23 protein-coding genes and 1 pseudogene are annotated in these 24,703 nt (G+C 72.0%); 7 read left to right on the plus strand and 17 right to left on the minus strand.

The window, feature by feature from the left end; translation table 11 throughout:
* Window positions 1–2 precede the first annotated feature (2 nt).
* The 8 genes from N542_RS0113355 to N542_RS0113390 form a co-directional block, all read right to left on the minus strand.
* A complete protein-coding gene (locus N542_RS0113355; RefSeq protein ID WP_028644346.1) occupies window positions 3–521 on the minus strand; it encodes an FHA domain-containing protein in 519 nt (172 codons plus the stop codon).
* Between the two features lie 119 nt (window positions 522–640).
* Window positions 641–1,027, minus strand: a complete 387-nt coding sequence (gene gcvH / locus N542_RS0113360) for a glycine cleavage system protein GcvH (protein ID WP_028644347.1) — start codon at window positions 1,025–1,027, stop codon at window positions 641–643.
* A gap of 33 nt (window positions 1,028–1,060) precedes the next feature.
* Window positions 1,061–1,882: a DUF881 domain-containing protein gene (locus N542_RS0113365; protein ID WP_081795187.1), complete on the minus strand. Its 822-nt coding sequence runs from the start codon at window positions 1,880–1,882 to the stop codon at window positions 1,061–1,063.
* A complete protein-coding gene (locus tag N542_RS0113370; protein WP_028644349.1) occupies window positions 1,875–2,207 on the minus strand; it encodes a small basic family protein in 333 nt (110 codons plus the stop codon). The genes N542_RS0113365 and N542_RS0113370 overlap by 8 nt, the downstream gene beginning before the upstream one ends.
* Window positions 2,204–3,085 (minus strand): DUF881 domain-containing protein, encoded by an 882-nt coding sequence (locus N542_RS0113375; protein WP_028644350.1) that lies wholly within the window; start codon window positions 3,083–3,085, stop codon window positions 2,204–2,206. Before N542_RS0113375 ends, N542_RS0113370 begins: the two co-directional genes overlap by 4 nt.
* Complete coding sequence (locus N542_RS0113380) at window positions 3,078–3,713, minus strand: CDP-alcohol phosphatidyltransferase family protein (RefSeq protein ID WP_442937462.1); 636 nt, start codon at window positions 3,711–3,713, stop codon at window positions 3,078–3,080. Before N542_RS0113380 ends, N542_RS0113375 begins: the two co-directional genes overlap by 8 nt.
* Before the next feature lie 69 nt (window positions 3,714–3,782).
* Window positions 3,783–4,832 (minus strand): hemolysin family protein, encoded by a 1,050-nt coding sequence (locus N542_RS0113385; protein ID WP_028644352.1) that lies wholly within the window; start codon window positions 4,830–4,832, stop codon window positions 3,783–3,785.
* The gene (locus N542_RS0113390) at window positions 4,829–6,181 is read right to left on the minus strand and encodes a hemolysin family protein (protein ID WP_028644353.1); all 1,353 of its coding nucleotides are present in this window, start codon (window positions 6,179–6,181) and stop codon (window positions 4,829–4,831) included. Before N542_RS0113390 ends, N542_RS0113385 begins: the two co-directional genes overlap by 4 nt.
* 261 nt (window positions 6,182–6,442) lie before the next feature.
* On the opposite strand from N542_RS0113390, the gene N542_RS24820 reads away from it, so the two are divergent.
* From N542_RS24820 to N542_RS0113405, 3 genes are read left to right on the plus strand one after another with little or no spacing between them, the layout of a single operon-like run.
* Window positions 6,443–7,882 (plus strand): DUF1800 domain-containing protein, encoded by a 1,440-nt coding sequence (locus N542_RS24820; protein WP_051551743.1) that lies wholly within the window; start codon window positions 6,443–6,445, stop codon window positions 7,880–7,882.
* 5 nt (window positions 7,883–7,887) lie between these two features.
* Window positions 7,888–9,159, plus strand: a complete 1,272-nt coding sequence (locus N542_RS0113400) for a DUF1501 domain-containing protein (protein WP_028644354.1) — start codon at window positions 7,888–7,890, stop codon at window positions 9,157–9,159.
* Window positions 9,160–9,204: 45 nt separating this feature from the next.
* Window positions 9,205–10,254, plus strand: a complete 1,050-nt coding sequence (locus N542_RS0113405) for an NAD(P)H-dependent amine dehydrogenase family protein (protein ID WP_028644355.1) — start codon at window positions 9,205–9,207, stop codon at window positions 10,252–10,254.
* Between the two features lie 3 nt (window positions 10,255–10,257).
* Here N542_RS0113405 and N542_RS28290 read toward each other — a convergent pair whose 3' ends face one another.
* The 3 genes and pseudogenes from N542_RS28290 to N542_RS0113420 all read right to left on the minus strand — a co-directional run bounded on the left by N542_RS28290 (window position 10,258) and on the right by N542_RS0113420 (window position 13,381).
* The gene (locus N542_RS28290; RefSeq protein ID WP_269319772.1) at window positions 10,258–10,389 is read right to left on the minus strand and encodes a hypothetical protein; all 132 of its coding nucleotides are present in this window, start codon (window positions 10,387–10,389) and stop codon (window positions 10,258–10,260) included.
* A gap of 410 nt (window positions 10,390–10,799) precedes the next feature.
* A pseudogene (locus N542_RS24825) lies at window positions 10,800–11,645 on the minus strand (PPK2 family polyphosphate kinase); the annotation flags it as partial.
* Between the two features lie 2 nt (window positions 11,646–11,647).
* Window positions 11,648–13,381: a phospholipase D family protein gene (locus N542_RS0113420; RefSeq protein ID WP_028644356.1), complete on the minus strand. Its 1,734-nt coding sequence runs from the start codon at window positions 13,379–13,381 to the stop codon at window positions 11,648–11,650.
* 90 nt (window positions 13,382–13,471) lie between these two features.
* Between N542_RS0113420 and N542_RS24830 the strand changes: the two genes are divergently transcribed.
* Window positions 13,472–14,188, plus strand: coding sequence for a phosphatase PAP2 family protein (locus N542_RS24830; protein ID WP_231482641.1), 717 nt, complete (start codon window positions 13,472–13,474; stop codon window positions 14,186–14,188).
* Window positions 14,163–14,915, plus strand: a complete 753-nt coding sequence (locus N542_RS24835) for a phosphatase PAP2 family protein (protein ID WP_036507754.1) — start codon at window positions 14,163–14,165, stop codon at window positions 14,913–14,915. Before N542_RS24830 ends, N542_RS24835 begins: the two co-directional genes overlap by 26 nt.
* Here the strand turns inward: N542_RS24835 and N542_RS0113435 are convergent.
* On the minus strand, window positions 14,900–15,727 hold the full coding sequence (locus tag N542_RS0113435; RefSeq protein ID WP_197025955.1) for a DUF1206 domain-containing protein: 828 nt from the start codon (window positions 15,725–15,727) through the stop codon (window positions 14,900–14,902). The genes N542_RS24835 and N542_RS0113435 overlap by 16 nt on opposite strands.
* 63 nt (window positions 15,728–15,790) lie before the next feature.
* Here N542_RS0113435 and N542_RS0113440 point away from each other — a divergent pair, with 63 nt between their 5' ends.
* Window positions 15,791–16,741, plus strand: coding sequence for a diacylglycerol/lipid kinase family protein (locus N542_RS0113440; RefSeq protein ID WP_028644358.1), 951 nt, complete (start codon window positions 15,791–15,793; stop codon window positions 16,739–16,741).
* A 7-nt stretch (window positions 16,742–16,748) separates the two neighbouring features.
* On the opposite strand, the gene N542_RS0113445 is transcribed toward N542_RS0113440, so the two are convergent.
* Together N542_RS0113445 and N542_RS0113450 are read right to left on the minus strand one after the other, a co-directional pair.
* A complete protein-coding gene (locus N542_RS0113445) occupies window positions 16,749–17,858 on the minus strand; it encodes an NAD(P)H-dependent flavin oxidoreductase (RefSeq protein ID WP_028644359.1) in 1,110 nt (369 codons plus the stop codon).
* 15 nt (window positions 17,859–17,873) lie between these two features.
* Window positions 17,874–19,535 (minus strand): acyl-CoA synthetase, encoded by a 1,662-nt coding sequence (locus N542_RS0113450; protein ID WP_028644360.1) that lies wholly within the window; start codon window positions 19,533–19,535, stop codon window positions 17,874–17,876.
* A 48-nt stretch (window positions 19,536–19,583) separates the two neighbouring features.
* On the opposite strand from N542_RS0113450, the gene N542_RS0113455 reads away from it, so the two are divergent.
* A complete protein-coding gene (locus N542_RS0113455) occupies window positions 19,584–20,402 on the plus strand; it encodes a crotonase/enoyl-CoA hydratase family protein (RefSeq protein WP_028644361.1) in 819 nt (272 codons plus the stop codon).
* Here the strand turns inward: N542_RS0113455 and N542_RS0113460 are convergent, their stop codons facing one another.
* From N542_RS0113460 to N542_RS0113470, 3 genes are read right to left on the minus strand one after another with little or no spacing between them, the layout of a single operon-like run.
* Window positions 20,403–21,365, minus strand: a complete 963-nt coding sequence (locus tag N542_RS0113460; RefSeq protein ID WP_036507757.1) for an acetylxylan esterase — start codon at window positions 21,363–21,365, stop codon at window positions 20,403–20,405.
* A complete protein-coding gene (locus tag N542_RS0113465; RefSeq protein WP_036507760.1) occupies window positions 21,365–23,662 on the minus strand; it encodes a beta-glucosidase family protein in 2,298 nt (765 codons plus the stop codon). Before N542_RS0113465 ends, N542_RS0113460 begins: the two co-directional genes overlap by 1 nt.
* The gene (locus N542_RS0113470; protein ID WP_028644364.1) at window positions 23,659–24,690 is read right to left on the minus strand and encodes a LacI family DNA-binding transcriptional regulator; all 1,032 of its coding nucleotides are present in this window, start codon (window positions 24,688–24,690) and stop codon (window positions 23,659–23,661) included. Before N542_RS0113470 ends, N542_RS0113465 begins: the two co-directional genes overlap by 4 nt.
* Between the last annotated feature and the right edge of the window lie 13 nt (window positions 24,691–24,703).

Here is a 24,703-nt window from a genome sequence, read left to right on the forward strand (position 1 = left end):
GCTCACCCGTCCGTGTGACCCGAGAAGAAGACCAGCCGGAACTTGCCGATCTGCACCTCGTCCCCGTCGGTGAGCCGGACCCGGTCGATGCGGTCGCGGTTGACGTAGGTGCCGTTGAGGCTGCCGACGTCGCTGACGGTGAACGAGTCGCCCTCGCGGTGGAACTCCGCGTGCCGGCGCGAGACCGTCACGTCGTCGAGGAAGATCTCGCTCTCCGGGTGACGCCCGGCGGCGACGACGTCCTGGTCCAGCAGGAAGCGGCTCCCGGACCCCGGACCGCGTTGCACGACCAGCAGCGCGTGCCCGTGCGGGAGCGCGTCGACCGCGGCCTCGTCCACCGGGTTGAGCTGTCGGTCGGACGTCTCGGCCTTGTCGACCGCGTTGATCGTGATCGTCTCCGTCGACTCGCCTGACGGGTCACCCTCCACGACGGGCGCGGCAGCCTGGAGCCGGGTGCCGCACTGGGCGCAGAAGCGCGCGTCGTCGGGGTTCTGCGTGCCACACGCTGTGCAGAACGGCATCGGTCATTCCTTCGTCGGTCGGCAGACCCTCGAGGTCCAAACCCTCAAGGGCCGGTTGAGGTTGACGGTTGTCCCGAACCTATCAGCCCGCCCTGCCCGATCAAGCGGGCGCGCGGTGGTCAGCCGGCGAGCGAGGCCTCATACGTCGTCGCGTCCATCAGCCCCTCCGGCTCCGCGCCACCGGCCGGCACGACCTCGAACAGCCAGCCGCCGCCGTACGGGTCGGTGTTGACCAGCTCGGGCGTCGCGTCGAGGGCCTCGTTGCGGGCCACCACCTCGCCGGTGATCGGCGCGTAGACGTCGCTGACGGACTTCGTGGACTCCAGCTCACCGCAGGTGGTGCCGGCCTCGACGCTGTCGCCGAGCTCGGGCAGGGACACGTAGACGATGTCGCCGAGGGCGTCCTGGGCGTACTCGGTGATGCCGATCCGGACCGAGCCGGCGTGCTCCCCGGGCTGGCGGACCCACTCGTGCTCGCTGGTGTACTGCAGGTCGTCGGGGTACACGGGATCTCCTCGGGTCGGGTGCTCAGCGTGAGGTTACTGCGACGGGTCGGGCTGTGCGTACTCAGGCTTGCCGGGCTTGGTGACGGCCTCGATGTCGAGCGAGGCGAGCTCGTCGACCTCCACCGTCGCGCCCTGGTCCTCGAACTGGTCGCGCGGTCCCTTGGGGAAGACGATCGCACCGTGCAGCGTGTCGGGCTGGCCGATGACGTCGAACACGTACGGCGAGGTCACCAGCTTGCCGCCCACCCGGATGCCGCCGACCGAGTCCTCGAAGGACGTCTGCGCGACGATGCGCACCTTCTCGTTGACCTGGATCGCCTCGGCGCCGGCGGTGCGCAGCTCCTGGATCATGTCGACCATGGTGTCGACGTCGACGGCCCCGTCGGTCTCCGTGACCGTCACGCGGATGCCCGGACCGGTCACCGGCACCAGTCCCGCCATGATCGCCAGGTTGTCGGCCTGCTGCTGGGCCTGCGCGAGCGCCGCCTCCCGGGCACCGGTGCTGGACCGCAGGTCGTCGCGGGCCCGCTCGAGGCGGGAGATCTCGGACTCGGCGCGCTGGGTCTGTCCGGCGAGGCCGTTGAGCAGGTCGATCAGGTCCTGCTCGCGCAGGCTGGCGTAGGTGTTGTCGACGTTGGTGAACCGCACCTGCGTGACCGCGGCGAAGCCCAGCAGCGCCAGCAGCACCCCGACGATGACCTGGCCGCGTGACGGACGCATCAGCGCCCGGCCCAGCCGCTCGCGACCGCTCGGCGACGCCGGAGCCGCCGACTGTGCGCCGGCGGACACCTCGGGAGCGGGCCCGGTGTCGGGGCCGGCGTCGGGGCCGCTTTCGGGCTCGTCGATGTCAGGCATGGAAGATGTGCCGCCTGATCGCGGCCACGTTGGAGAAGATGCGGATGCCCAGGACGACGATCACGCCCGTCGACAGCTGGCCGCCGACGCCGAGCTGGTCACCGAGGAAGACGATGCCGGCCGCGATCACGACGTTGCTGATGAACGACACGACGAAGACCTTGTCGTCGAAGATCCCGTCGAGGTAGGCGCGCAACCCGCCGAAGACGGCGTCGAGCGCGGCGACGACGGCGATCGGGAGGTAGGGCTCCAGGCCGTGCGGGACGTCCGGTTGGAAGATGACGCCGAGCACGATGCCGACCAACAACCCGAGTGCGGCGATCACGGCGCGTCCTCCTTCTTCCCGTCAGGCTTGGCATTCTCCTCGGCCGTGCCCTTGACGGCGTGGCGCAGCTGGCGTGGCGCGGCCGCCGGCAGGGAGAGGTCGTCGACATTCTGCATCCTCACGGGGAACCCGAAGGCCTCCGCCACGTTGCTGAACGCCAGACCGGTCGAGGTGTCGATGAGATCCGCCTGCAGGGTGTCGTTGTCGCCGATCGCCTCCACGACGTACGGCGGGGACAGGGGCGGCGATCCGGTGAGGTTGATCGCGTCGCCGGAGTTGAAGAGCGCCGACCGGGCGGTGAGCCGCTTGCCGTTGACCGAGATGGCCTCGGCGCCGGCCTCCCACAGCCCGTTGGTGAGGAGCGCGAGGTCCTTGGCGCGCACGGCCTCGCCGTTCGGGGCGTCGTCCACGGTGATCCGCACGCCGGGTCCGCTCACGGCGCCGAAGCCGGTGGTGGCGCCGAGCTGGGTGATCCGGTTGCTGACCCGCGTGTCGGCGGCGGTCGCCTGGTCGAGCGCGTCCTGCTGGACGATGGTGGACTCGCGCAGCCGGATGAGCCGCCGGTCCAGCGCGGTGGACTGCTGCTGCCGCTGGTCGATCTGGCGCAGCAGCGACTCGCGGTTGGAGCTGGCCACCCCCGACTGCTCCGAGGTCTGGACGGCGGCGACGGTGATCAGCAGGCCGAAGCCGCCGACGACCGCGGCCGCGACCCAGTGGCGCCGACGCGGAGGCGTGTCTGCCTCCCCCTGCGCCATCCGTGCCCGTGCCTCCGCGCGCTGCTGGGCGACGTGCTGGTAGTCCTCGTCGAGCGACTCCTGGGTGATCAGGGTCAGCAGCGGCGTGCGTGCGCGGTCCGGCACGGTCGGTGCGTCAGGCATCCGGCGTCACCCGACGACGCGGGGTGCTGCGCAGCAGCGTCCGGACCTGCCAGGCGTACAGCAGCCCGGCCCACCAGTAGAGCCCGATCCCCCACAGCGCGAAGGCCCAGCCGAAGACCTCGGCCAGGGTGGCGACCGTGCCCTCCCCGTCACCGAGGAGCAGCAGGGGGAACGCGTAGAGCAGGTTGAAGGTCGCGGCCTTGCCGAGGAAGTGCACCGGCAGCGCGCTGTAGCCCCGGGTGCGCAGCAGCGGCACCAGGCCCCACAGCAAGAGGTCGCGCAGCGGCAGCGAGATGGCGGCCCACCACGGGATGATGTCGCGCAGCGCGAGACCGATCACGACGGCCAGGATGTAGAGGCGGTCGGCGACCGGGTCGAGGATCTCGCCGAGCACGGACGTCTGGCCGAGGCGGCGCGCGAGGTAGCCGTCGAGGAAGTCGGTGACGCCCGAGAGCATCAGCACGCCGAGGGCGAGCAGATCGGCCTCCGGCCCGAGCACGAGCCACAGGAAGAGCGGGACGCCGGCCAGCCGCAACATGCTCAGCAGGTTGGGTAGCGTCCACACGCGATGGTGCGTCGCTTCGTCTGCCACGTGCTCCTGCGCTTCTCCTGGGTGCCTGCCGAGCACACCCTAGCGGCCGGCGGCCACGCCGCTCGACTCGCCGCTCGCGCCGCCCTCGGACGGGCTCGGACGGGCTCAGACGGGCTCGTCGAGGTGCGAGCCGTCGCGGATCTCGCCGACCAGCTCCTCGATGACGTCCTCCAACGTGGCCAGGCCCAGCGTCACCCCGTCCCCGTCCACGACCCGGGCCATGTGGGCCCCGCGCCGCTGCAGCGTCTCGAGGGCCTCGTGCAGCGGCCGCTCCGCGGTGACGAGCGCGAACGGCCGGATCCACTTGTCGTCGACCTCGCGGGTACGCCGGGCGGGGTCGGTCTCGAGCACGTCCTTGATGTGCAGGTAGCCGATCAGCTCGCCGTCCTCGGCCGCCACCGGGAACCGGCTGTAGCCGGTCGCCGCGCAGACCGCCTCGACGTCGGCGACGGTCGAACCGCGCCGCACCGTGGTCAGAGACTCCGGCGGCATCAGCACCGCGGACACGGTCTTCTCGGTGAACCCGAGCGCCCCGGCCAGGCGGCCGTACTCGTCAGCCTCCAGCAGTCCCTCGCCGTGCGACTCCTCGACGAGCGCGGCCACCTCCTCACGGGTGTAGGTCGAGCTGACCTCGTTGAGCAGTCGGGCGCCGAGCAACCGGAGCACGACGGCGGCGACGGCGTTGATCACCACGACGACGGGGCGCAGGACGGTGACGATGCCCCAGATCGGCGGACCCAGCACGAGGGCCGCCCGGTCCGGACCGGCGAGCGCGATGTTCTTGGGGATCATCTCGCCGAGCACCACGTGCAGGTAGACGACGACGATCAGGGCGATCACGAAGGAGATCGGGTGGAGCAGCTCGTGCGGGACGTGGGCGGCGTGCAGCAGCGGCTCGACGAGGTGGGCCACCGCCGGCTCGCCGACGGCACCCAGGACCAGGGAGCACACCGTGATCCCGAGCTGGTTGACGCCGATCACCAGGGAGATGTTCTCCATCGCCTTGAGCGTGGTGCGCGCCATCCGCGACCCGGCCTCGGCGCGGGGCTCGATCTGGGTGCGTCGCGCCGACACGAGCGCGAACTCGGCGCCGACGAAGAAGGCATTGCCCAGCAGCAGGAAGAGCGCCAGGACGATCGCGGTCACGCTGTTCACTGGTCCACCTCGATCGCGGTGTCGAGGAGACGGAGGGTCAGCCGGTCGATGCGCAGGCCGTCCATCCGGTCGACGGTGAGGATGGCCAGCTGCTCGCGGCGCGAGTCGGGGTCGCTGTGGTCGGGGACCCTGATCTCGGCGAGGTCGCCGATCGCGGGGATGCGGCCGAGGACCTGGAGCACGAGCCCGGCGATGGTGTCGTAGTCCTCGTGGTCGGGCAGCTCGATGCCGGTCAGGTCCTCGACCTCGTCGGGGCGCAGCATCCCGGACAGCGACCAGGTGCCGTCGCCCTGCTGGCGCGCGTTGGCGCTCAGGCGGTCGTGCTCGTCGGAGATGTCGCCGACGATCTCCTCGACGACGTCCTCGAGCGTGACCACGCCGGCGAAGCCGCCGTACTCGTCCATCACCACGGCCATCTGGAAGCCGTCGGCCCGGAGCAGTGCGAGCAGGGGGTCGAGCCGCAGGGAGTCGGGGACCAGGATCGGTCGGACCATCAGGTGCTTGACCTTCGTGGTGGCCCGCTCGTGCACGGGGGTCGCCACCGCGTGCTTGACGTGCACGGTGCCGACGACGTTCTCCTCGTCGTCGACGACGGGGAACCGGGAGTGGCCGGTGGCGCGCGCCCGCTCGATGACGACGATGCCGCGGTCGTTGACGTCCAGGGTCGAGGTCCGCACCCGGGGCGTCATGATCTCGCCGGCCGTGCGGGACCCGAACTCGACCGACCGGCCCATCAGGTCGGCTGTCTCGACGTCGAGCGTTCCGAGGTCGGCGGAGCGCTGGACGAGCGAGGCGAGCTCGGTCGAGCTGCGCGCGGACCTCAGCTCCTCCTGCGGCTCGATGCCGAGGCGTCGTACGAACGCGTTGGCGGACCCGTTGAGCACCCGGATCGGTCCCCGCATCACGGCCGTGAAGGTGCGCTGGAAGCGCTGGGTCGCCCGAGCGACCTCCATCGGCTTGGCGAGCGCGAGGTTCTTGGGCACCAGCTCGCCGAAGATCATCGTGAGGATCGTGCCGATGGTGAGCCCGATGCCGACGGCGACCGGCGTGATCGCCCCCGCCGGGACGCCGGCGCTCTCGAGCGGCCCGTCGATCAGGTCGGAGATCGCCGGCTCGGCGAGGTAGCCGATGGCCAGGTTGGTGATCGTGATGCCGACCTGCGCTCCGGAGAGCTGCGTCGACAGCGAGCGCAGCGCCTGCTGGACGCCCTTCGCGGTCGTGTCACCCTCGGCGGCGGCCTGGTCGACCTTGCCGCGGTCCACGGTGACGAACGAGAACTCCGCTGCCACGAAGACGCCGCAGGCCAGGATCAGCAGCAGCGCTGCGAGCAGCAGCAGCCAGGCGGTCATGCGCGCTCTCCCCCGTCGTGCCGAGCTGGCCTGTCACGAGGTGGGGAGAGCGGGGGACTTTGAGAGCCGTCCATGTCTGGGGCGTCGGGTCCTCACGGGTGTCGGGCTGGTCGAGAGCATCGTACCGGCGCCCCCGTGGTCGCCGACATTTGCCGATATCGCCCGCCGCCGTCCGCGAGCCCCTAGGCTGCGCTGCAGCCGCGGGTCGCGCTCCTTCTCGGGAGAGTCACGTGACCCCGGGGACCACCGGGAGACGTCCGCTTGATCGTCCTGAACGCCCGCGACCGGCACCTGGTCGGTCGCTTCTCGTACGGCGTGACCCCCGCCCTCGCGACCGACGTGCGCCACGCCGGCGGAGCGGCTGCGTGGTTCGAGCGTCAGCTCACGCCCGCCCGGGTCACCGACCGGACCGCGGATCGGATCCGTGGCTGGTGGCCGAGCCTGGACCGCGGGCCCGCCAACCTCTGGAGGCGCCAGGTCACCGACGTGGAGGGCGGCTGGGAGGTGATGGCCGACTACCAGCGGTGGGTGCTGCTGCGCCGCATCCACTCGCGGCGCCAGGTGCACGAGATGATGACCGAGCTCTGGGAGCACCACTTCAACGTGCCGGTCAACGGTGACGCGCAGTTCACGTGGCGCGCCGACTACGGCAACGTCATCCGGGCCCACGCCCTCGGCCGCTTCGACCACCTCCTGCAGGCCGTCATCACGCACCCGGCCATGCTGATCAGCCTCGACAACGTCAGCTCGACCAAGGAGTTCCCCAACGAGAACCTCGGTCGCGAGCTGCTCGAGCTGCACACGGTCGGCCGCGGCGCGTACGGCGAGAAGGACGTCAAGCAGTCCGCCCGGATCCTGACCGGCTGGACCGTGGACATGTGGGACACCTTCGCCGCCGAGTACGACAAGGGCCGGCACGCCCGCGGCCGGGTGGCGGTGATGGGGTTCAAGCACGCCAACGCCAGCGCGGACGGCCGTCAGGTCACGCGCGACTACCTGCACTACCTGGCGCACCACCCCGCCACGGCCCGCAGGATCGCGCGCCGCATCGCCGTGAAGTTCATCCGCGACGACCCGCCGCCCGCCGTGGTCAGCCACCTCGCCCGCGTCTACCTGCGCAGCAACACCGACGTCCGGCCGGTGCTGCGCGCCCTGGTCGAGACCCGCGCCTTCCGGCAGTCCACGGGCGGCAAGGTCCGCGACCCCGGCGAGGACCTCGTCGCGACGTACCGTGCCCTCGGCGTGCAGATCAGCAGGCCGCCGTCGGGCACGAGCGGGGACCGGTACGCCGCGAACCAGATGCTGTGGCAGGTGGCCGGGATGGGCGTCACGCCGTTCGCGTGGCCGCGCCCGGACGGTCAGCCGATCGACAACGCCTCCTGGGCGTCGCCGGCCCGCCTGATCGCCTCGATGGACGTGCACCAGAGCCTCGCCGCCGGCTGGTGGCCCACGGACGGCGCCCACTACCGCCGCCCCGCCGCGTGGCTGCCGCGACCCAGCGTCCGCTTCGACGCCCTGGTCGACGACCTGTCCCGGCGCATCCTGCACCGGCCCGCGACCCCCCTGCTGCTGACGGCGTGCGCGCAGGCGACGGGGTGCCGGGCCGGTGAGGTCATCACAGCCGAGCACGGCCTCGTGCGCTGGGGCATGTACCGGCTGATCACCGTCCTGCTCGACTCCCCCGCCCACCTGACTCGGTGATGACCATGACCTCCCGGACCCCTGCCTCGCCCGCCGCGCCGACCCCGCCGGACGCCTGCTGCGCCGAGTTCGCCGCGGTGTCGCGGCGCGGGCTCTTCTCCGGCGCGGTCGCCCTCGCCGGAGCCACGACGTTCGTCGGCTCCGCGGCGATCACCGCGTCGGCCTCCGCCGCGGCCACGCCGGCGACCGCGGTGCTGGTGGTGCTCTCCCTGCGCGGCGCCGCCGACGGGCTGTCGCTCGTCGTGCCCCACGGCGACGCCGCCTACGCGGCGTCCCGACCCACCATCGCCGTCCCCACCGAGCGGCTGCTCGCCCGCGACCACACCTTCGGGCTGCACCCGGAGCTGGCGCCGCTGCTGCCCCTGTGGGAGGCCGGCACCCTCGCCGCCGTGCACGCCACCGGGCTGCCCGCACCCAACCGCTCGCACTTCGCGGCCATGGAGGCGGTCGAGGACGCCGACCCCGGCTCGGCCGCGCGCAGCGGCTGGCTCAACCGGCTGATCGGCACCACGCCCGGCAGCTCGCCGCTGCAAGGCTTCAACCTGGCCGGCGGGGTGACTCCCACGTCGCTCTACGGCCCCGCGGCGACCATGTCGGCCGGCAAGGTCGACGCGGTCCGGCTCCCCGGCGAGGACGACGACGGCCGGCGCCGCCGCTCGCTGCACACGCTCTGGGACCACCACGGGTCGGTCCTGGCGCGTGGCATGCGCGCGACGTACGCCGCGGTCGACCAGTTCGACCCCGCGAAGGCGGCCGCCGACAACAGCGCGGCGTACCCCAAGACCGACCTCGGGCGCGCGATGGCCCAGGTCGCGCGCGCCATCCGCGGCAACGTCGGCATCGAGGTGATGACCGTCGACCACGGCGACTGGGACATGCACGCGGGCCTGGGCACCGACGAGCAGGGCTGGATGGTCAACAACGCCCGTGAGCTCGCCGGCGCCATCGCCGCCTTCTTCGACGACCTGGGTGACCAGCGGTCGAAGGTGACCCTGGTGACGATCAGCGAGTTCGGCCGCCGGGTCGTCGAGAACGCCAGCCGCGGCCTCGACCACGGCTACGGCAACGTCATGTTCGTCGCCGGTGCCGGGGTCCGCGGGGGCGCCTACTACGGGAGCTGGCCGGGGCTCGGCACGAGCCAGGACGCGGACCTCCTGGTCACGACCGACTACCGCAGCGTCCTGGCCGAGATCGTCTCGAAGCGGTTCGGAGCGTCGACGGCGAAGGTCTTCCCGCACTTCTCCCCGGAGTCCGTCGGCGTGATGACGTCGCTGTAGGGTCGCACCGTAGACAAGAACACGTTCTAGTTGCGACAGTGACGCGTGCGAGTCATCCAGTGGGCCACCGGCAGCGTCGGCAAGGCCGCCATCGAAGGCATCCTGCTCCACCCGGACCTCGAGCTCGTCGGCTGCTGGGTCCACTCCGACACCAAGCACGGCCGCGACGTCGGTGAGATCCTCGGGATCGACCCGATCGGCGTCGTCGCAACGAGCAGCATCGACGAGATCCTGGCGATGGAGGCCGACGCGGTCCTCTACTCGCCGCTGATCCCCAGCCGCGACGAGGTCGCCGCCATCCTCCGCTCGGGCAAGAACGTCGTCACCCCGGTCGGCTGGTTCTACCCGAGCGAGCGCGACGGCGCCCCGCTGGCCGCCGCCTGCGCGGAGGCCGGCACGACCCTGCACGGCACCGGCATCAACCCCGGCGGCATCACCGAGCTCCACCCGCTGATGTTCTCGGCGCTCTCGTCGGCGGTGACGTTCGTCCGGGGCGAGGAGTTCTCCGACATCCGCACCTACAACGCGCCCGACGTCGTACGCCACATCATGATGTTCGGCGGTCGGCCCGAGGAGGCGATGGGCGGCCCGATGCTCGGACTCCTCTCGGGCGGCTTCATCCAGGCTGTCCGGATGTGCCTGGACACCCTCGGCTTCTCGTCCGACGCCGAGATCCGCACCTCCCAGGAGGTCGCCGTCGCGACCGCTGCGATCGAGACGCCCATCGGCGTGATCGAGCCGGGGCTGGTCGCAGGACAGCGCTTCGTCTGGGAGGCGTTCGTCGGCGAGGCCTGCGTGGTCCGCATCGCCGTGAACTGGCTGATGGGCGAGGAGCACCTCTCCCCCGCGTGGACGTTCGGTCCCGAGGGTGAGCGGTTCGAGATCGAGGTCCAGGGCGACCCCGACACCTTCGTCACGATCAAGGGCTGGCAGCCCGAGACGGTCGCGGAGGGCCTAGTCCGCAACCCGGGGGTCGTCGCGACCGCCATGCACTGCGTGAACTCGATCCCGTACGTCGTCGCCGCCGCCCCCGGGATCCAGACCTACCTGGACCTGCCGCTCATCGCCGGTCGGGCGCACCCCGACCTGAGCTGACCCCTACCGCGCGGCCTCGGCCCGGGCACTGATCAGGGTGAGCGCGGTGTCGACGTGGTCGACCTGCACCAGGACGCACAGCGCCGCCGTCGCGACGATCAGCACCGTCCCCAGTGCGTGCACCAGTCCCCTCATCGCTCACCCCTCGTCATGTCCGTTGCGGCACCGCGACGGTGCCTCGCTGCTGTCTCGATCGGCGGTCGGGCGCCCGACCTGAGGAAGTCGGCGCCCGACGTACGACGGGAGTCAGGAGACGGGAGGAGGAGCGCCCGGCCGGAGGCTCAGCCCCGGCCGCGCTCGTCGAGGAGGTCCAGCTTCTGCTGCCGGGTCCGCTGCAGGGCGAGCATGGCGGCCGCTCCGGCTGCCGCCGCCTCGGCCTCGCGGGCGTCCTCCTCGGCGACGGCGAGCGGGGCGTCCTCCTGCCCGACGCTGCCCGCCTCGGCGGCCTCCCGGCGCACGCGCCGGTCGTCCGCCACGGCCTTCTTGACCTCGCGCTTGGTCTCCTTGAGCGAGGCCCGGAGCGCCCGGGTGCTCATCGTGGCGGCGAGCTGCCGGCGCTGGACCTCCGGGTCCCATCGCACCGTCGGCCACTGCGGGTCCAGGTCGACGAGGGTCTGGGTCAGGATCTCGGTGATCGCGAGTCGGGCGTACCACTTGTGGTCGGCCGGGATGACGTACCACGGCGCCGCGTCGGTCGACGTACGCCGGAAGACGTCGGCGTAGGCCTCCTGGTAGTCGTCCCACTTGCGACGGGTGGGCAGGTCGTTGGTGCTGTACTTCCAGTGCTTGTCGGGCCGGTCGAGGCGCTTCATCAGCCGCAGCCCCTGCTCGTCGTGACTGACCATCAGGCCGAACTTGAGCACGGTCGTGCCGGCCTCGACCAGGCGCGCCTCGAAGTCGTTGATCTCGTCGTAGCGCTTCTCCCACACCGGCGGCTCGACCAGCCCGTCGACCCGGGCGATCAGGACGTCCTCGTAGTGCGAGCGGTCGAAGACCCCGATGAGGCCCGGCGCCGGGAGCTGCTTCCTGATCCGCCACAGGAAGTGGTGCTCCTGCTCCTCCGCGGTGGGCGGACCGAAGGAGCGCAGGGCCACGCCCTGCGGGTCGACCTTGCTCATCACGTGCCGGGCGACGCCCCCCTTGCCCGCCGTGTCGAGGCCCTGGACCACGACGAGCAGCGAGCGGCCTCCGTCGGTGCGGCCCTCGGCGAAGAGCCGCTCCTGGAGCTCGCTGAGGAGGTCGCCGCGCTCGCGCCCGAGCGCCTTGGCCGTCCTCTTGCCCGACGCCCAGCCGGGCGTCGCGTCCCGTTCCAGCTTGTCGAGGTCGAACCCGTCCTCCGCGCGCAGCAACGCGCGCGGGTCCTCGTCCCACCCGTCCTCTGGCTTGCTCATCGTCAGCTCTCCTCGCCTGGTCGGGGCCGGCCGTCCGGGTCGAACAGCAGGTCGTACAGCCGGGGGGCCCACCTCAGCTGGGCTGCGGTGAGCTCCGGCGGTGACAGTCGTCGCAGGCGACCCGGCGGTCGCTGCTGGTCGCGCGGAGCGCCCGCGAACGCGGCCGCGCGCTCCGCGACCCGCCGCCGTCGCAGCGCACGGCCGGGGATGCTGCCGGTCAACGACTGCGGCACCGGGACCGGACGCCGGGGGCGCCGGTCGGCCAGCATCCCCCGCACCCCGGTACGCCGGTCGCCACGCCCACCGGCGTACCACTCGTCGAGCGCGTCGGCGCTGGACACGAGCGCGTCGAAGAGGTCGTGGGGATCCTCCGGCACCTCGTCGGCGGTGCAGCCGAGGTGCTCGGCGACCAGCGTGCGGAGCAGCGTCCGGGGGAAGGAGTCGCGCGGGGCGGGATCGTCGAGGTCGCCGCGGTCGTCGAGGACGGCGCAGGCGATCTCGCTGTCGCTGGTCCACGAGCGACGGTTGAGGTTGTCCGAGCCGACGCTGACCCAGCGGTGGTCGATGATGCAGGTCTTCGAGTGCACGTAGATCGGCAGGCCGCTCTCGTTGGTCAGCCCGAAGAAGGCCACCCGGTCGCCACCCGCCTCCAGGATCGTCCGCATCGCGAGGCTCCGGCCGTAGAGCTGCGGCACCTCGACCGCGACGCCCTCCCGGTCCGGGACCATGGGCAGCACCACGACGAGCCGGAGGTCGGGCTTCTCGCGCAGGGCGTTGGCGAAGTGCTCGCCGACCTCCTCGGACCACAGGTACTGGTCCTCGACGTACACCAGGCGATCCGCCTGGGCGATCGCCTTGGTGTTGCCGAGCATCACGGACCGCTCGCCGTCGGGGGCGAAGTCAAAGGACTTGGGGTAGATCACCGGGAAGGTGCGCATGATCTGCACGATCTCGCGGCCCTCCGGCCGGAGCGCCGGCGGCGGCGCCTGCTCGCCGAGAGGCTCCGGGACGAGGTCCTCGCGGTGCACCAGGCTCGAGAGCAGGCGTCCGGGGTTGAGCGTCAGGGGCGTGCTGTCCTCCCACCGCTCGCGGAACGTCGTCTCCACGTCGTGGACGGCCGGCCCGTGGATGGCGACCTGGACGTCGTGCCAGGCGGGCGTCGGCCCGTACGCGCGCGCCATCTCGACGGGCTGGCGGTCGCCCTGGTGCTTGGCGTCGTCCCGCCGGCCGTGGCACAGGTCGATTCCACCGACGTACGCCACGTCGCGGGAGGCGTCCTCGGCGTGCCGGATCACCACGAACTTCTGGTGGTGCGCTCCCCTGGTGCGGACCCGCATGTCGCGCAGGCACTGCCCGCCCGCCGCCCCGATCAGCTCACCCAGCTCGCGGTGACGGTGGGCGCTGAAGCCCAGGCGGTGCCAATGCGAGCGCCACAGGAGGCCCCGCACGTCCACCCCGCGGTGCACCGCCGCCACCAGGACGTTGTCGAGCGTGCTGCGGGGGTCGTCGGTCAGCTGTTGGGCGGGGTCGCCCTCCCAGTCGGCGAAGTAGAACCGGTCACCGGCCCCCAGGGCGGTGATGCGCTCGTGCAGCTCGGCGAAGTAGTCGCGGCCGTGGACCAGGGCCCGGACGGTGTTGCCACGCGACCATGCCGTGCCGTCACCGCGCGCCGCGTCGATCGAGGTGTGCGCGTTCTCGCGCTCCTCGCTGACCAGCAGCCACTCCTCGACGTCCACGGGGCACATTGTGCTCACGGAAGTGGTTCACAAACCAACAATCTCCCCAGCGGCGTTTGCGGGGACGAGTGGCGGCGCAGGATGCGAGTCATGGAGGGACACCCGACTCGAGCGCGCCGACTGACCCGCGCCGTGGTCTACGCAGTCGTCGTGGCGGTCCCACTGGGGCTCCTCGCCTTCCTCGTCCGCACGCAGTTCGGACCGCTGGCCGACCTCGACCAGGCCGTGATCGACGCGGCCACCGAGGTCACCCGGGCGCACCCGCGCTTGCAGTCCGTCGCCGAGACCTGGGAGCTCATCAGCCAGCCGTGGGTGATGTACCTCGTCCTCGGCGTGCCGGTCTGCCTGTTCGCCTGGTTCCGGCTGCACCTGCGCACCCGCGCCTGGTGGGCCCTCGCCACGATGGCGACGGGCTGGACCGTGGCGGTGCTGCTCAAGACGATGGTCCAGCGGGGGCGTCCCGTCATCGAGGAGCCCTTCGCCACCCACGCCGGCTACTCGTTCCCCTCCGGCCACGCCACCAACAACGCGATCGTGGTGACGATCGTGCTGCTGCTGCTGCGCCCCGTCCTGGGCACCACGGCGCGACGCGTGCTGCTGGCGGTCGGCGCCGCCTGGGTCCTCCTGACCTGCCTGGACCGCCTGTTCCTGGGTGCCCACTTCCCCTCCGACGTGGTGGCCGGCGTCCTCCTCGGGTGCGGTCTGTGCATCGCGTCGTACGCCGGCTACGTGGGCTGGAGCCCACCGACCACCTCCACCACCCCCTCGAAGGAGTCAGCAGATGGCGTTCCTCACCAGGTGGCATGACGACCAGTCACGCCCCTCATGGAAGGGCGCCGGACGAGACCTCGCGGTCCGCGTCCTGCTGCCCGTCACCGTGTGGTGGCTGGTGGTCCTCGCGCTCGGGTGGTCGATCACCGACGGCCCCCTGAAGCACCTGGGCACGTCCGAGGAGCGGATCAACAAGTCGTTGGCCGCCGGGCGCACCGGCCTCCTCAACGACATCACGCTCTTCTTCTCCTGGACCGGCGCCACCGTCAGCATCGTCGGCCTCTGCCTGGTCGTGGTCGCCCTGGTGTGGTGGCGCACCCGCCACTGGTGGTACGCCATCGTGCCCCTGATCGCCATCTCGGCGCAGGCGCTGGTCTTCTTCTTCACCACGCTGCTGATCGACCGGGAGCGCCCGGACGTCGAGAAGCTGGACGACTCGCCGCCCACCTCCAGCTTCCCCAGCGGCCACACCGGCGCCGCGACCGGGCTGTACTTCACCCTCGCGCTGATGGCGCTGCGGATCCGGCAGCCGGCCCTGCGGGCCGTGGTGGTCACGGCCTGCCTGATGGTGCCGTTCCTGGTGGCCTCGGCCCGGCTCTACCGAGGCATGCACCACCTCAGCGACGTCGCCGTGGCGATGGTCAACGGCCTGCTGGCGTGCCTGCTGGCCTGGGGCTGGCTGCGGCGCGAGCCCGCGGCCGGGCACGACGTCGCCGCCGACGAGCCGGCTCTGGACCGGCCGGTGGGTCAGACGCGCGCGTAGCGCGCCCGGGCGAACGAGTAGACGCCGTACGCAGCGAGACCGAGCGCCACCCCGATCAGGATGACGCTGCCGGCCGGCAGGTCGCGCAGCGACTTGAGCGCTCCGTCGAGCCCGGTGGCCTTGCGCACCTGCTGCTCCACGGCAGCCACGATGAAGAGCACGCCGACGGCGACGAGGGCGACGCCCTTGCCGATGTAGCCGACGCGAGCGGCCACGACCGCCCAGTGACCCGGGTGCTCCTGCAGGTCGCGCAGGAACCGCTTCGTCCAGCCCTTGTAGATGTGGTAGCCGGCGACGCCGAGGATGGCGACCCCGAGGAGACCGACCAGGAACCGGCCGGCCGGCGCCTCCATCAGCGTCCGGGTGAAGTCCTTGCTCTGCTTGTTGCTGGAGGTGTGACCGCCGAGGGCGAAGGTCATCGCGGTCCACGCGAGGGCGGCGTACATGACCGCCTTGCCGGCAGCCTTGGCCTTGTCGAACGCCTTGCGGGCGACCACGATCTCGGTCACCTGCCAGATCGCCAGCAGCGCGAAGCCGAGCGTCAGCACCCAGAGCAGGACCAGCCCGAACGACTGGTGCGCCACGACGGAGAGCGCCCCCGACTGGCTCGCCTGACCGCCGGAGTCGCCCAGCGCCACGTGGACGGTGAGCCACGCGAGCACGAGGTGCAGCACGCCGCTGGCCGCGTAGCCCAGCCGCGCTCCCCACTCGATCACGGGATGGTCGCCGGCCTTGCCGGCCGCCCCCTTGGCGGCGGTGGCCGCTCGGTCCATCTGCCCGGACACGCCCTGATCCGCCACGGTCTCCCTCACGGCAGTGTCATACCCGGTGCGGGCGGAGGTATACCTCGCACGCTGCGAGGGAAGGAACCCGGCGTGAAGACGAGAGAGGGCGGGATCACCGTCGTGGTCAACCCGACGAAGGTCGACGCCGACGAGGTCCGGGAGACGCTGGTCGCCGCAGCCCGGTCCGCGGACGTGCCCGAGCCGACGCTGGTGGAGACGACCGCGGAGGATCCCGGCTTCGGCCAGACCCGCGCGGCGATCGCGGACGGCGCCGGCCTGGTGTGCGCGCTGGGTGGCGACGGCACCGTCCGTGCGGTGGCCCAGGAGCTGGTGGGCTCCGGCGTGCCGCTCGGGCTGCTGCCCGGCGGCACCGGCAACCTGCTCGCCCGCAACCTGGCTGACGGGGTGGTCTCGCTGGAGGAGGCCGCACGCGTGGCGTTCACCGGCATCGACCGGACGATCGACGTCGGGTGGCTGGTCCTCGACCCGTCCCCCGAGCAGCAGCACGGCGTGCCGCGACCCGCCGACAACGTGCACTGCTTCACCGTGATGGCGGGTGTCGGCTTCGACGCCCAGATGATGGCCGACGCGCCGGAGGGCGTGAAGGACCGGGCCGGGTGGGCGGCGTACGTCGCCAGCGGCGGCCGACACCTGACGGACCCGCCCTTCGGGCTCGACCTGGTCGTGGACGGCCGGACCCGTCCGACCAGCAAGGCCAGGACGGTCGTCGTCGGCAACTGCGGCGAGCTGACCGGCGGCATGGTGCTGCTTCCCGACGCGCTCATCGACGACGGCCGCCTCGACATCGCGACGGTCAGCCCGGAGAGCCTGACCCAGTGGATCGGCGTGGCGGCGCGCGTCCTCGCGAAGCGGAGCGACGGCCCTTCCCTCGAGCGGGACAGCGGATCGGACCTGGTGATCCGCCTCGACCCACCGCAGCTCTGCGAGGTCGACGGCGACGTCCTCACCGAGGCGGCCAGCGTGCGCTTCGTCGTGCAGCCGGGCTCGCTCGTGGTCCGCGTCGTCGACGGCGACCGCTGAGGCGGCCCTACGAGCGGAGGGTGTTGAGCCGCTCCACGGTGGTCTCGAACTCGGCGACCAGGTCGGCCATCACGTCCGCGACCGAGCGGACCTCGTTCATCCGGCCGACGATCTGGCCGATCGGCATGGAGATGACGTCCGGGTCGTTGGCGGCGCTGATCCGGTTGTGGGCGTTGGCGACCAGCAGGTTCTGCAGCGGCATCGGCAGGGGTGCGGGGGCGCCTTCCTCGTTCCACGCCTCGGTCCACTTGGTCTTGAGCAGCCGGGCGGGCTTGCCGGTGTAGACCCGGGTGCGCACGGTGTCGGACGACGTGGCGCGGGTGAAGGCGGTCTCCCAGGCCTCGGCGTTGGCGGCCCCCATGAGCTGGTACTCCTCGGTGCCGAGCCAGATCGAGCCCATCCAGGCACCCTGGGCGCCGAGCGCGAGCGACGCGGCGATCTGGCGACCGGAGCCGATGCCGCCGGCACCCAGCACGGGCACGTCGGGCCCGACGGCGTCCACGATGTCGGGCTGCAGGACCGTGCTGGCGACCTCGCCGGTGTGGCCGCCGGCCTCGTAGCCCTGGGCCACGATGATGTCGACGCCGTTGGCGACGTGCGAGAGCGCGTGCTTGGCGGCGCCGGCGAGCGCGGCGATCTTGATGCCGTGGTCGTGGCACTTCTCGATGATGTCGGCGGGCGGCGAGCCGAGCGCGTTGGCGATCAGCACCGGCCGGTGCTGCAGGGCGACGTCGAGGTGCGACCGCGCCACGGAGTGCAGCCAGCCGAGCACCCCCTCACGACCCTCGCCCTCCGGGAGCGGGGGTACGCCGAGCCTGAGCAGCGTCTCGTCGACGAACCTCCTGTGGTCCTCGGGGATCATCGCGCCCAGGTCGAGCGACGTGCCCTCGGTCGGGATCTTCATCGGCATCACGATGTCGACGCCGTACGGCTTGCCGTCGGTGTTGGCGTCGAGCCAGGTCAGGACCCGCTCGAGCTCCTCGGTGTCGTTGAACCGGACGCAGCCGAGGACGCCGAGCCCGCCGGCCCGTGACACCGCCGCGGCGACGTGCTCGGAGGGGGTGAACGCGAAGATCGGGTACTCGATCCCGAACTCCTCACACAGGGGGGTGCGCATGCTTCTCCTGAAGAGTCAGACGGACGTGGGGTCGACGGTCGCGGCCTTCGCCGCGAAGCCCGCGAGCGCGAGCTCCTTGGCGGCGGGGTACTGCGCCTTGCCGGCCGCGTTGCGCGGCACCTGGTCGACCAGGGTCAGGGTGCGCGGCAGCTTGTAGCCGGAGAGGTGCGCGCGCAGGTAGGCGCGCAGCTCCTCGAGCTCCAGCGACGCCCCCTCGCGCAGCTCGACGACCGCGGCGACCGCCTGGCCGTACTTCTCGTCGGGGACGCCGACCACGAGCACGTCGTACACGGCCGGGTGACCCTTGATGGCCATCTCGACCTCCTCGGGGTAGACCTTCTCCCCGCCGGTGTTGACGCAGTTGGAGCCGCGACCGAGCAGCGTGACGCGGCGACCCTCCTCGATGCGGGCGAAGTCGCCGGGCACGGAGTAGCGCTCGCCGTCGATCACCAGGAAGGTCGAGGCCGACTTGACCGGGTCCTTGTAGTAGCCGATCGGCACCGAGCCACCGCGACCGAGGCGTCCGACCTTGCCCACGTCGGTGTCGGGGTCGAGGAACTCGTTGTTCTCGTCGAGGACCACACCGCTCGAGGCGAGGCCGACCACCGGACCGTCGGTGCTGATGTTGTTGGCGTCCGCCATCCCCATGCCCTGGAAGCCGGTCTCGGTCGCGCCGACGGAGTCGGTGAAGATCGAGTTGGGGAAGGCCGCCATCCAGCGCGCCTTGACCTGCGGACTGAAGATCGCGGCGCTGCTCGAGATCGCGACCAGGTTCGAGGCGTCGTACGGCGTGCCGGTCTCGGCCTTCGCCTCGTAGGCCTCGATCAGCGGGCGGGCCATCGCGTCACCGGTCATGAAGATCAGCTGGATCTTGTCGGCCTCGATGATCTCCCAGGTGCGCACCGGGTCGAACTTGGGCTCGACGATCGTGAGGTGGCCTGCGAAGAGATGCATCAGCAGGCCCGACTGGGCCCCGCCGTGCATCAGCGGGCTGAGCGGGAAGGTCGCCATCCGCGGGGCGGTGGCCTGGCTGGACTGCGTGGTCTCCTCCAGCAGCTCGCCGGTGTAGAAGTCGGTGCCGCCGCCGAGGACGCGCCACCAGTCCTCCTGTCGCCACATGACGCCCTTCGGGAAGCCGGTCGTGCCGCCGGTGTAGATGATGTGGATGTCGTCGGGGCTCCGCTCGCCGAAGTCACGCTCGGCGCTCTGCCCGGCGACGGCGTCGTCGTAGTGCACGCCGCCGTAGGAGGAGAAGTCCGACTGGTCGTCGGGGTCGAGCGCGTCGTCGACGACGATCGCCGTCCTGAGCTTCTCGTGCTTGTCCCAGATCGCCGCGACCAGCGGTGCGTACGAGCGCTCGTGGATCACCGCGACCACGTCGGCGTTGTCGAAGAGGTAGTTGAGCTCGCCCTCGACGTAGCGGTAGTTCACGTTGATGTTGACGGCTCGGATCTTGGTGACGGCGAGCACCGCGACGACGTGCTCGATGCTGTTCTTCGCATAGATCGCCACGTGGTCGCCCGGGCCCACCCCCTGCGACAGCAGGTAGTGCGCGAGCCGGTTGGCGTCGGCCTCCAGCTCGGCGTACGTCACCACCCGGTCCCCGACCTTCAGCGCGGGGTTGTCCGGCGCGGCGTCGACCGCGTGTTCGAAGAGGTCAGCGATGTTGTGAGCCACGCCCGCGAGACTAGAACACGTTCTTGTTCTTGGCTAGCATCCCGAACCATGACCGAGTCCTCCTCGCAGCCCCCGGCTCCCGCGACCGCACCGCACTGCCTCGTCGAGCAGGACGGCCACAAGCTGGTCGTCACGATGAACCGGCCGGAGGCCCGCAACGCCCTCTCCGGCGAGATGATGGCGATCATGGAGGAGGCCTGGGACCGGGTCAACGACGACGACTCGATCCGGGTCTGCATCCTGACGGGCGCCGGCGGCTACTTCTGCGCGGGGATGGACCTGAAGGCCGCGACCAAGCGCTCGCCCAGCGAGAGCTTCGAGGCCGGCTTCGACCCGACCGTGATCAAAGGTCTGCTCAAGGGCTTCCGGCTCACCAAGCCGCTGATCGCGGCGGTGGAGGGCCCGGCAATCGCGGGCGGCACCGAGATCCTCCAGGGCACCGACATCCGGATCGCCGGCGAGTCGGCCCGGTTCGGCGTCGCCGAGGCGCGGTGGAGCCTGTATCCGATGGGCGGCTCCGCCGTCCGGCTCCCCCGGCAGATCCCGTACACGATCGCGATGGACCTGCTGCTGACCGGTCGCGCCATCAAGGCGCCGGAGGCCAAGGAGATCGGGCTGATCGGCACGGTCGTGCCGGACGGCGAAGCGCTGGCGAAGGCCCACGAGATCGCCGACCTCATCTGCGCCAACGGTCCGCTCGCCGTGCAGGCGATCCTGAAGACCGTCCGCGACTCGGAGGGCAAGCACGAGGAGGACTGCTGGGCCGACGACGCCGTGGTCGGGAAGGCCGTGTTCGCGTCCGACGACGCGAAGGAGGGACCGCGGGCCTTCGCCGAGAAGCGCGCGCCGCAGTTCCAGGGGCGCTAGCTAGAGCGTGGCCGCGAGCCACGCCAGCTGGCGCTGCTGGTGGTGCGCCGCGCCGCCCTCGTGGTCGTTGAACTCGTAGACCTCGATCTCCTTGGGCCCGCCGTAGGAGTTGTACGCCGCGAAGACCGTCGAGGGCGGACAGGTGGCGTCCATCAGGGCGACCGACCAGAGCGCGGGCGCGGTCGCCAGGCGTCCGAGGACCGCAGCGTCGAAGTAGGACAGCGTCGCGAACGTCTGCTCGACCCGGTCGCGGTGGGCGGCCAGGTAGCGCACCAGCTCCAGGTAGGGCTCGGACTGCGCCACGGCCGTGGCCCGGCGGAAGTCGCAGAGGAACGGCACGTCGGGCAGCACCGCGGCCACGGAGGAGGGAGCCAGGGCAGCGACGGAGGTCGAGATCCCGCCGCCCTGGCTCCCTCCCGCCACGGCCACCCGAGATGGGTCGACCAGGTCGTGAGCGCGCAGCACCTCGAGCGCGGCCACGGCGTCGGCGTACACCCGCCGGTAGTAGTAGGTCTCCGGGTCCTCGATCCCGCGGGTGAGGAACCCGGGTTGCGCCGGCCCGCTGCCGGCCGGGTCGCCGGTCGCTCCGGTCGTCCAGCCGCTGCCCTGGCCGCGGGTGTCGACGACGAGGTGGGCGTAGCCGGCGCTCGCCCAGAGCACGTGCTCGTGCGCGAGCCCGCGGCCACCGTTGTAGCCCTGCAGCTGCACCACGCCCGGCATCGGACCGCGGCGGAGCGGGGCGGCCGGCAGGTGCAGCCAGGCGCGCACCGGATCGCCGTCGAAGCCGGCGAGCGTGACGTCGTACGTCTCGATGGTGACCAGCCCCGAATCGACGCGCGTCAGCACCGGCGGGGCCCCGCCGGTGCGCTCGAGGGTGGCGGCCCAGAACTCCTCGAGGTCATCGGGGACGGCCAGGTCCGGCCGGTAGACCCGGGCCTGCGCCAGCGGCAGGTCGTAGTGCATCAGTCCAGCTCGACGCTGACGGTCGGCTCCAGGTCTCGGTCGACGCCCACCGCGCGGGCCGCGCCGACCAGCTCCAGGGGCAGCACCTCCCGGATGTCGGTGCTCGAGGCACCCACCCACAGCTCGACCGCACCCGGCTCGACGACCCGCGTCAGGTCTCGCCCGGTGAAGGACGTCAGGTCGGCCGACAGCGACAGGCGGACCCGGGCCCGCCGCCCGACCGCCAGGTCGACGCGCGCGGCACCGACGAGCTGCTGCACCGGGCGCACCACCGACGCCGAGCGGTCGTGGAGGTACACCTGCACCACCTCCGACACGTCGCGGTCCGTCTCGTTGGCGAGCTCCACCACGAGCTCGCAGGTGCCGTCGGTCCCCCACTGCGACCCCGACGACCCGCAGGTCGCGGTCACCGCGCCCCAGGTCGCCGCGGCGTACGAGAGCCCGTGACCGAACGCGAAGAGCGGTGTCGGATCCACGACGCTCACCTCGGTGCGCCGGCCCAGCGGCGAGGCGAGGTACGTCGTGGGCTGGCTCGACCCGGCGCCCGGGAAGCTGACCGGCAGCCGGCCCGACGGGTTGACCCGGCCACTGAGGACGTCGGCGATCGCCTGGGCCCCCTCCTCGCCCGCGAAGAAGCCGCACACCAGGCCCGCGAGCCGGTCGACCTGTCGGCTGAGGTCGTAGGGGCGGCCGACGAGCAGCACGGCGACCACCGGGGTCCCGGTGGCCAGCAACGCCTCAAGGAGCTCCTCCTGGCGACCCGGGAGGTCGAGGGCGGGGACGTCGCACCCCTCGCCGGACGTCCCGCGGCCGAACAGCCCGGCCTGGTCGCCGAGCACCACGACGCAGACCTCGGCGTCCGCGGCGACCGCGGCGGCGGCCTCGATGTCGGCTTCCTCGCCACCGAGCACCGGGCAGCCGAGGGCGTACGACACGTCGTACGTGTCGGAGAGCACCTCACGGACGGTGCGGATCTCGACGCCGTCCTCGACACCGGGGTGGTGGACGAGCACGTGCATCGGGAAGGAGTAGCAGCCGAGCATCGCCTCGGAGGTGTCGGCGCGCGGACCCACGACGGCGATCGGCGCGCCGGCGGCGAGCGGCAGGCTGCCATCGTTGGCCAGGAGCACGACGGAGCGCCGCGCCAGCTCGAGGGCGAGGGCCCGCGACTCCGGATCGTCGAGGTCGACGTCGGTCACCTCGGCGGGAGCCCACCCGGGGTCCAGCAGCCCGAGCTCGCACTTCTGCCGCAGCACCCGGGACAGGGCCTGGTCGACGGTCTTCTCCTCGACCCGTCCGGAGGCGAGCGCGTCGAGCAACGGCTCGCCGAAGGCGTTCGTCGACGGCAGCTCGACGTCGATCCCGGCCTCCAGGGCGAGCACGCCGGCCTCGGCGAGACTGTCCGCGACGCCGTGCAGGGTCTGCAGGAAGGCGACCGAGAAGTAGTCGGACGCCACGGTGCCGGCGAAGCCGAGCCGGTCGCGCAGCAGGCCGGTCAGCAGGCCGGCGTCGGCCGCGGCCGGCACCCCGTCGAGGTCGGTGTAGGAGTTCATCACCGAGCGGGCACCCGCGCGCAGGGCCATCTCGAAGGGCGGCAGGACGACGTCGGCCAGCTCCCGCGGGCCGATCGAGACCGGCGCGAGGTTGCGCGCCGCCCGCGAGGCGGAGTAGCCGAGGAAGTGCTTGAGCGTCGCGACGATGCCGCCGTCCTCCAGGCCACGCACGTAGGCGCTGCCGATCAGGCCGACCAGGAACGGGTCCTCGCCGAGCGTCTCCTCGACCCGGCCCCAGCGGTGGTCACGGACCACGTCGAGCACCGGCGCCAGGCCCTGGTGGAGGTCGAGCGCCCGCATCGACCTCGCGATCCGGCCCGCCATCCGCTCGACCAGGTCGGGGTCGAACGACGCGGCCCAGCACAACGGCGAGGGGTAGATGGTGGCCCGCCACACGGCCAGCCCGGTCAGGCACTCCTCGTGCGCGATGGCCGGGATGCCGAACCGGTTGGCCGCCATCACGTCGCGCTGGCGCTCGGCCAGCGTGCGGAGCCCATCGGCGGGCTCGAGGGGTGCGGTGCCGTACGTGCGGGTGAGCTGGCCCAGGCCGTCGGCGACGACGCGGTCCCACGACGGCAGCGGGCCGACGCTCTCGCGCAGCATCGGGGCCATGCCGCCGGCGTCCGGGTCGAGCCACCAGACCCCGGACAGCTGGGCCACCTTCTCGGTGACGGTCATCCGCGACACCAGGTCGGCGACCCGGTCGTCGACGTGCGCGGTGGGATCGCGCCACAGCTCGTTCATGAGGCAGCTCCTGGTGCGGTGGTCGTACGCCGGCGGACCAGCGTCGTCTCGAGGATCACGTGGGTCTGGGCCAGCTCTTCTCCGGCGATCAGCGCGACCAGCATCGCGATCGCGTCGTGCCCGAGCTGGCGCATGGGCTGCTGGACGGTCGTCAGCGGCGGGTGCGCCAAGGCCGACTCGGGGATGTTGTCGAAGCCCACGACGGACAGCTGGTCCGGGACGTCGACCCCGAGCTCGGCCGCGACGTCGAGGGTGGCGAGGGCCGAGATGTCGTTGGCCGCGAAGATCGCGGTCGGTGGCCGCGGCAGGCGCAGCAGCGTCCGTGCCGCCTCGCGCGCCTGCTCCGGGTCGAACGCACCCAGGGCGAGCAGGCTCTCGTCGACCGGCACGCCGGCCGCCGCGTGCGCCTCCCGGAAGCCACGCTCGCGCAGCTGGGCGGAGACCAGGTCGGCGCGGCCGGTGACCATGCCGATGCGCCGGTGTCCCAGCGCGAGCAGGTGGTCGACGCCCATCCGGGCGCCCTGCAGGTTGTCGGCCGCGACCGTGGGCAGGCTGGACCGGCCGGTGTGCGGGTCGACCGCGACGACCGGGCCGTCGTACTGCACGTCGGTGACCGTCGGGGTGACCAGCACGGCGCCGTCGACGAGGGTGCCCATCACCCGCGAGAGGTAGCGGCGCTCCCACCCGACGTGCTCGTCGGTGCGCCCGCCGGCGGAGTAGGCGACCAGCTCGTAGCCGGTGCCCCGGATCGCGTCCGCCGCGCCCTTGAGCACCTCGGTGCTGAAGGGCTCGAAGTCCGCGACCAGCAGGCCGATCACGTTGGTGCGGGTGTTGCGCAGGCTGCGGGCCACCAGGCTGGTCTCGTAGCCGAGCCGGTCGATGACCTTGCTGACGTGGTCGGACGTCTGGGTCGACACGCCGTACCGGCCGTTCATCACCTTGGAGACCGTCGACACCGAGACGCCTGCCTCGGCCGCGACCTGCTGCATCGTGACCCTGCTGCCGACCCTCGGGGTGGTCTGCTCCACGGGGCTCTCCTCC

Origin of the sequence: Nocardioides sp. URHA0020 (assembly GCF_000620705.1) — a bacterium.
Lineage (GTDB): Bacteria > Actinomycetota > Actinomycetes > Propionibacteriales > Nocardioidaceae > Nocardioides.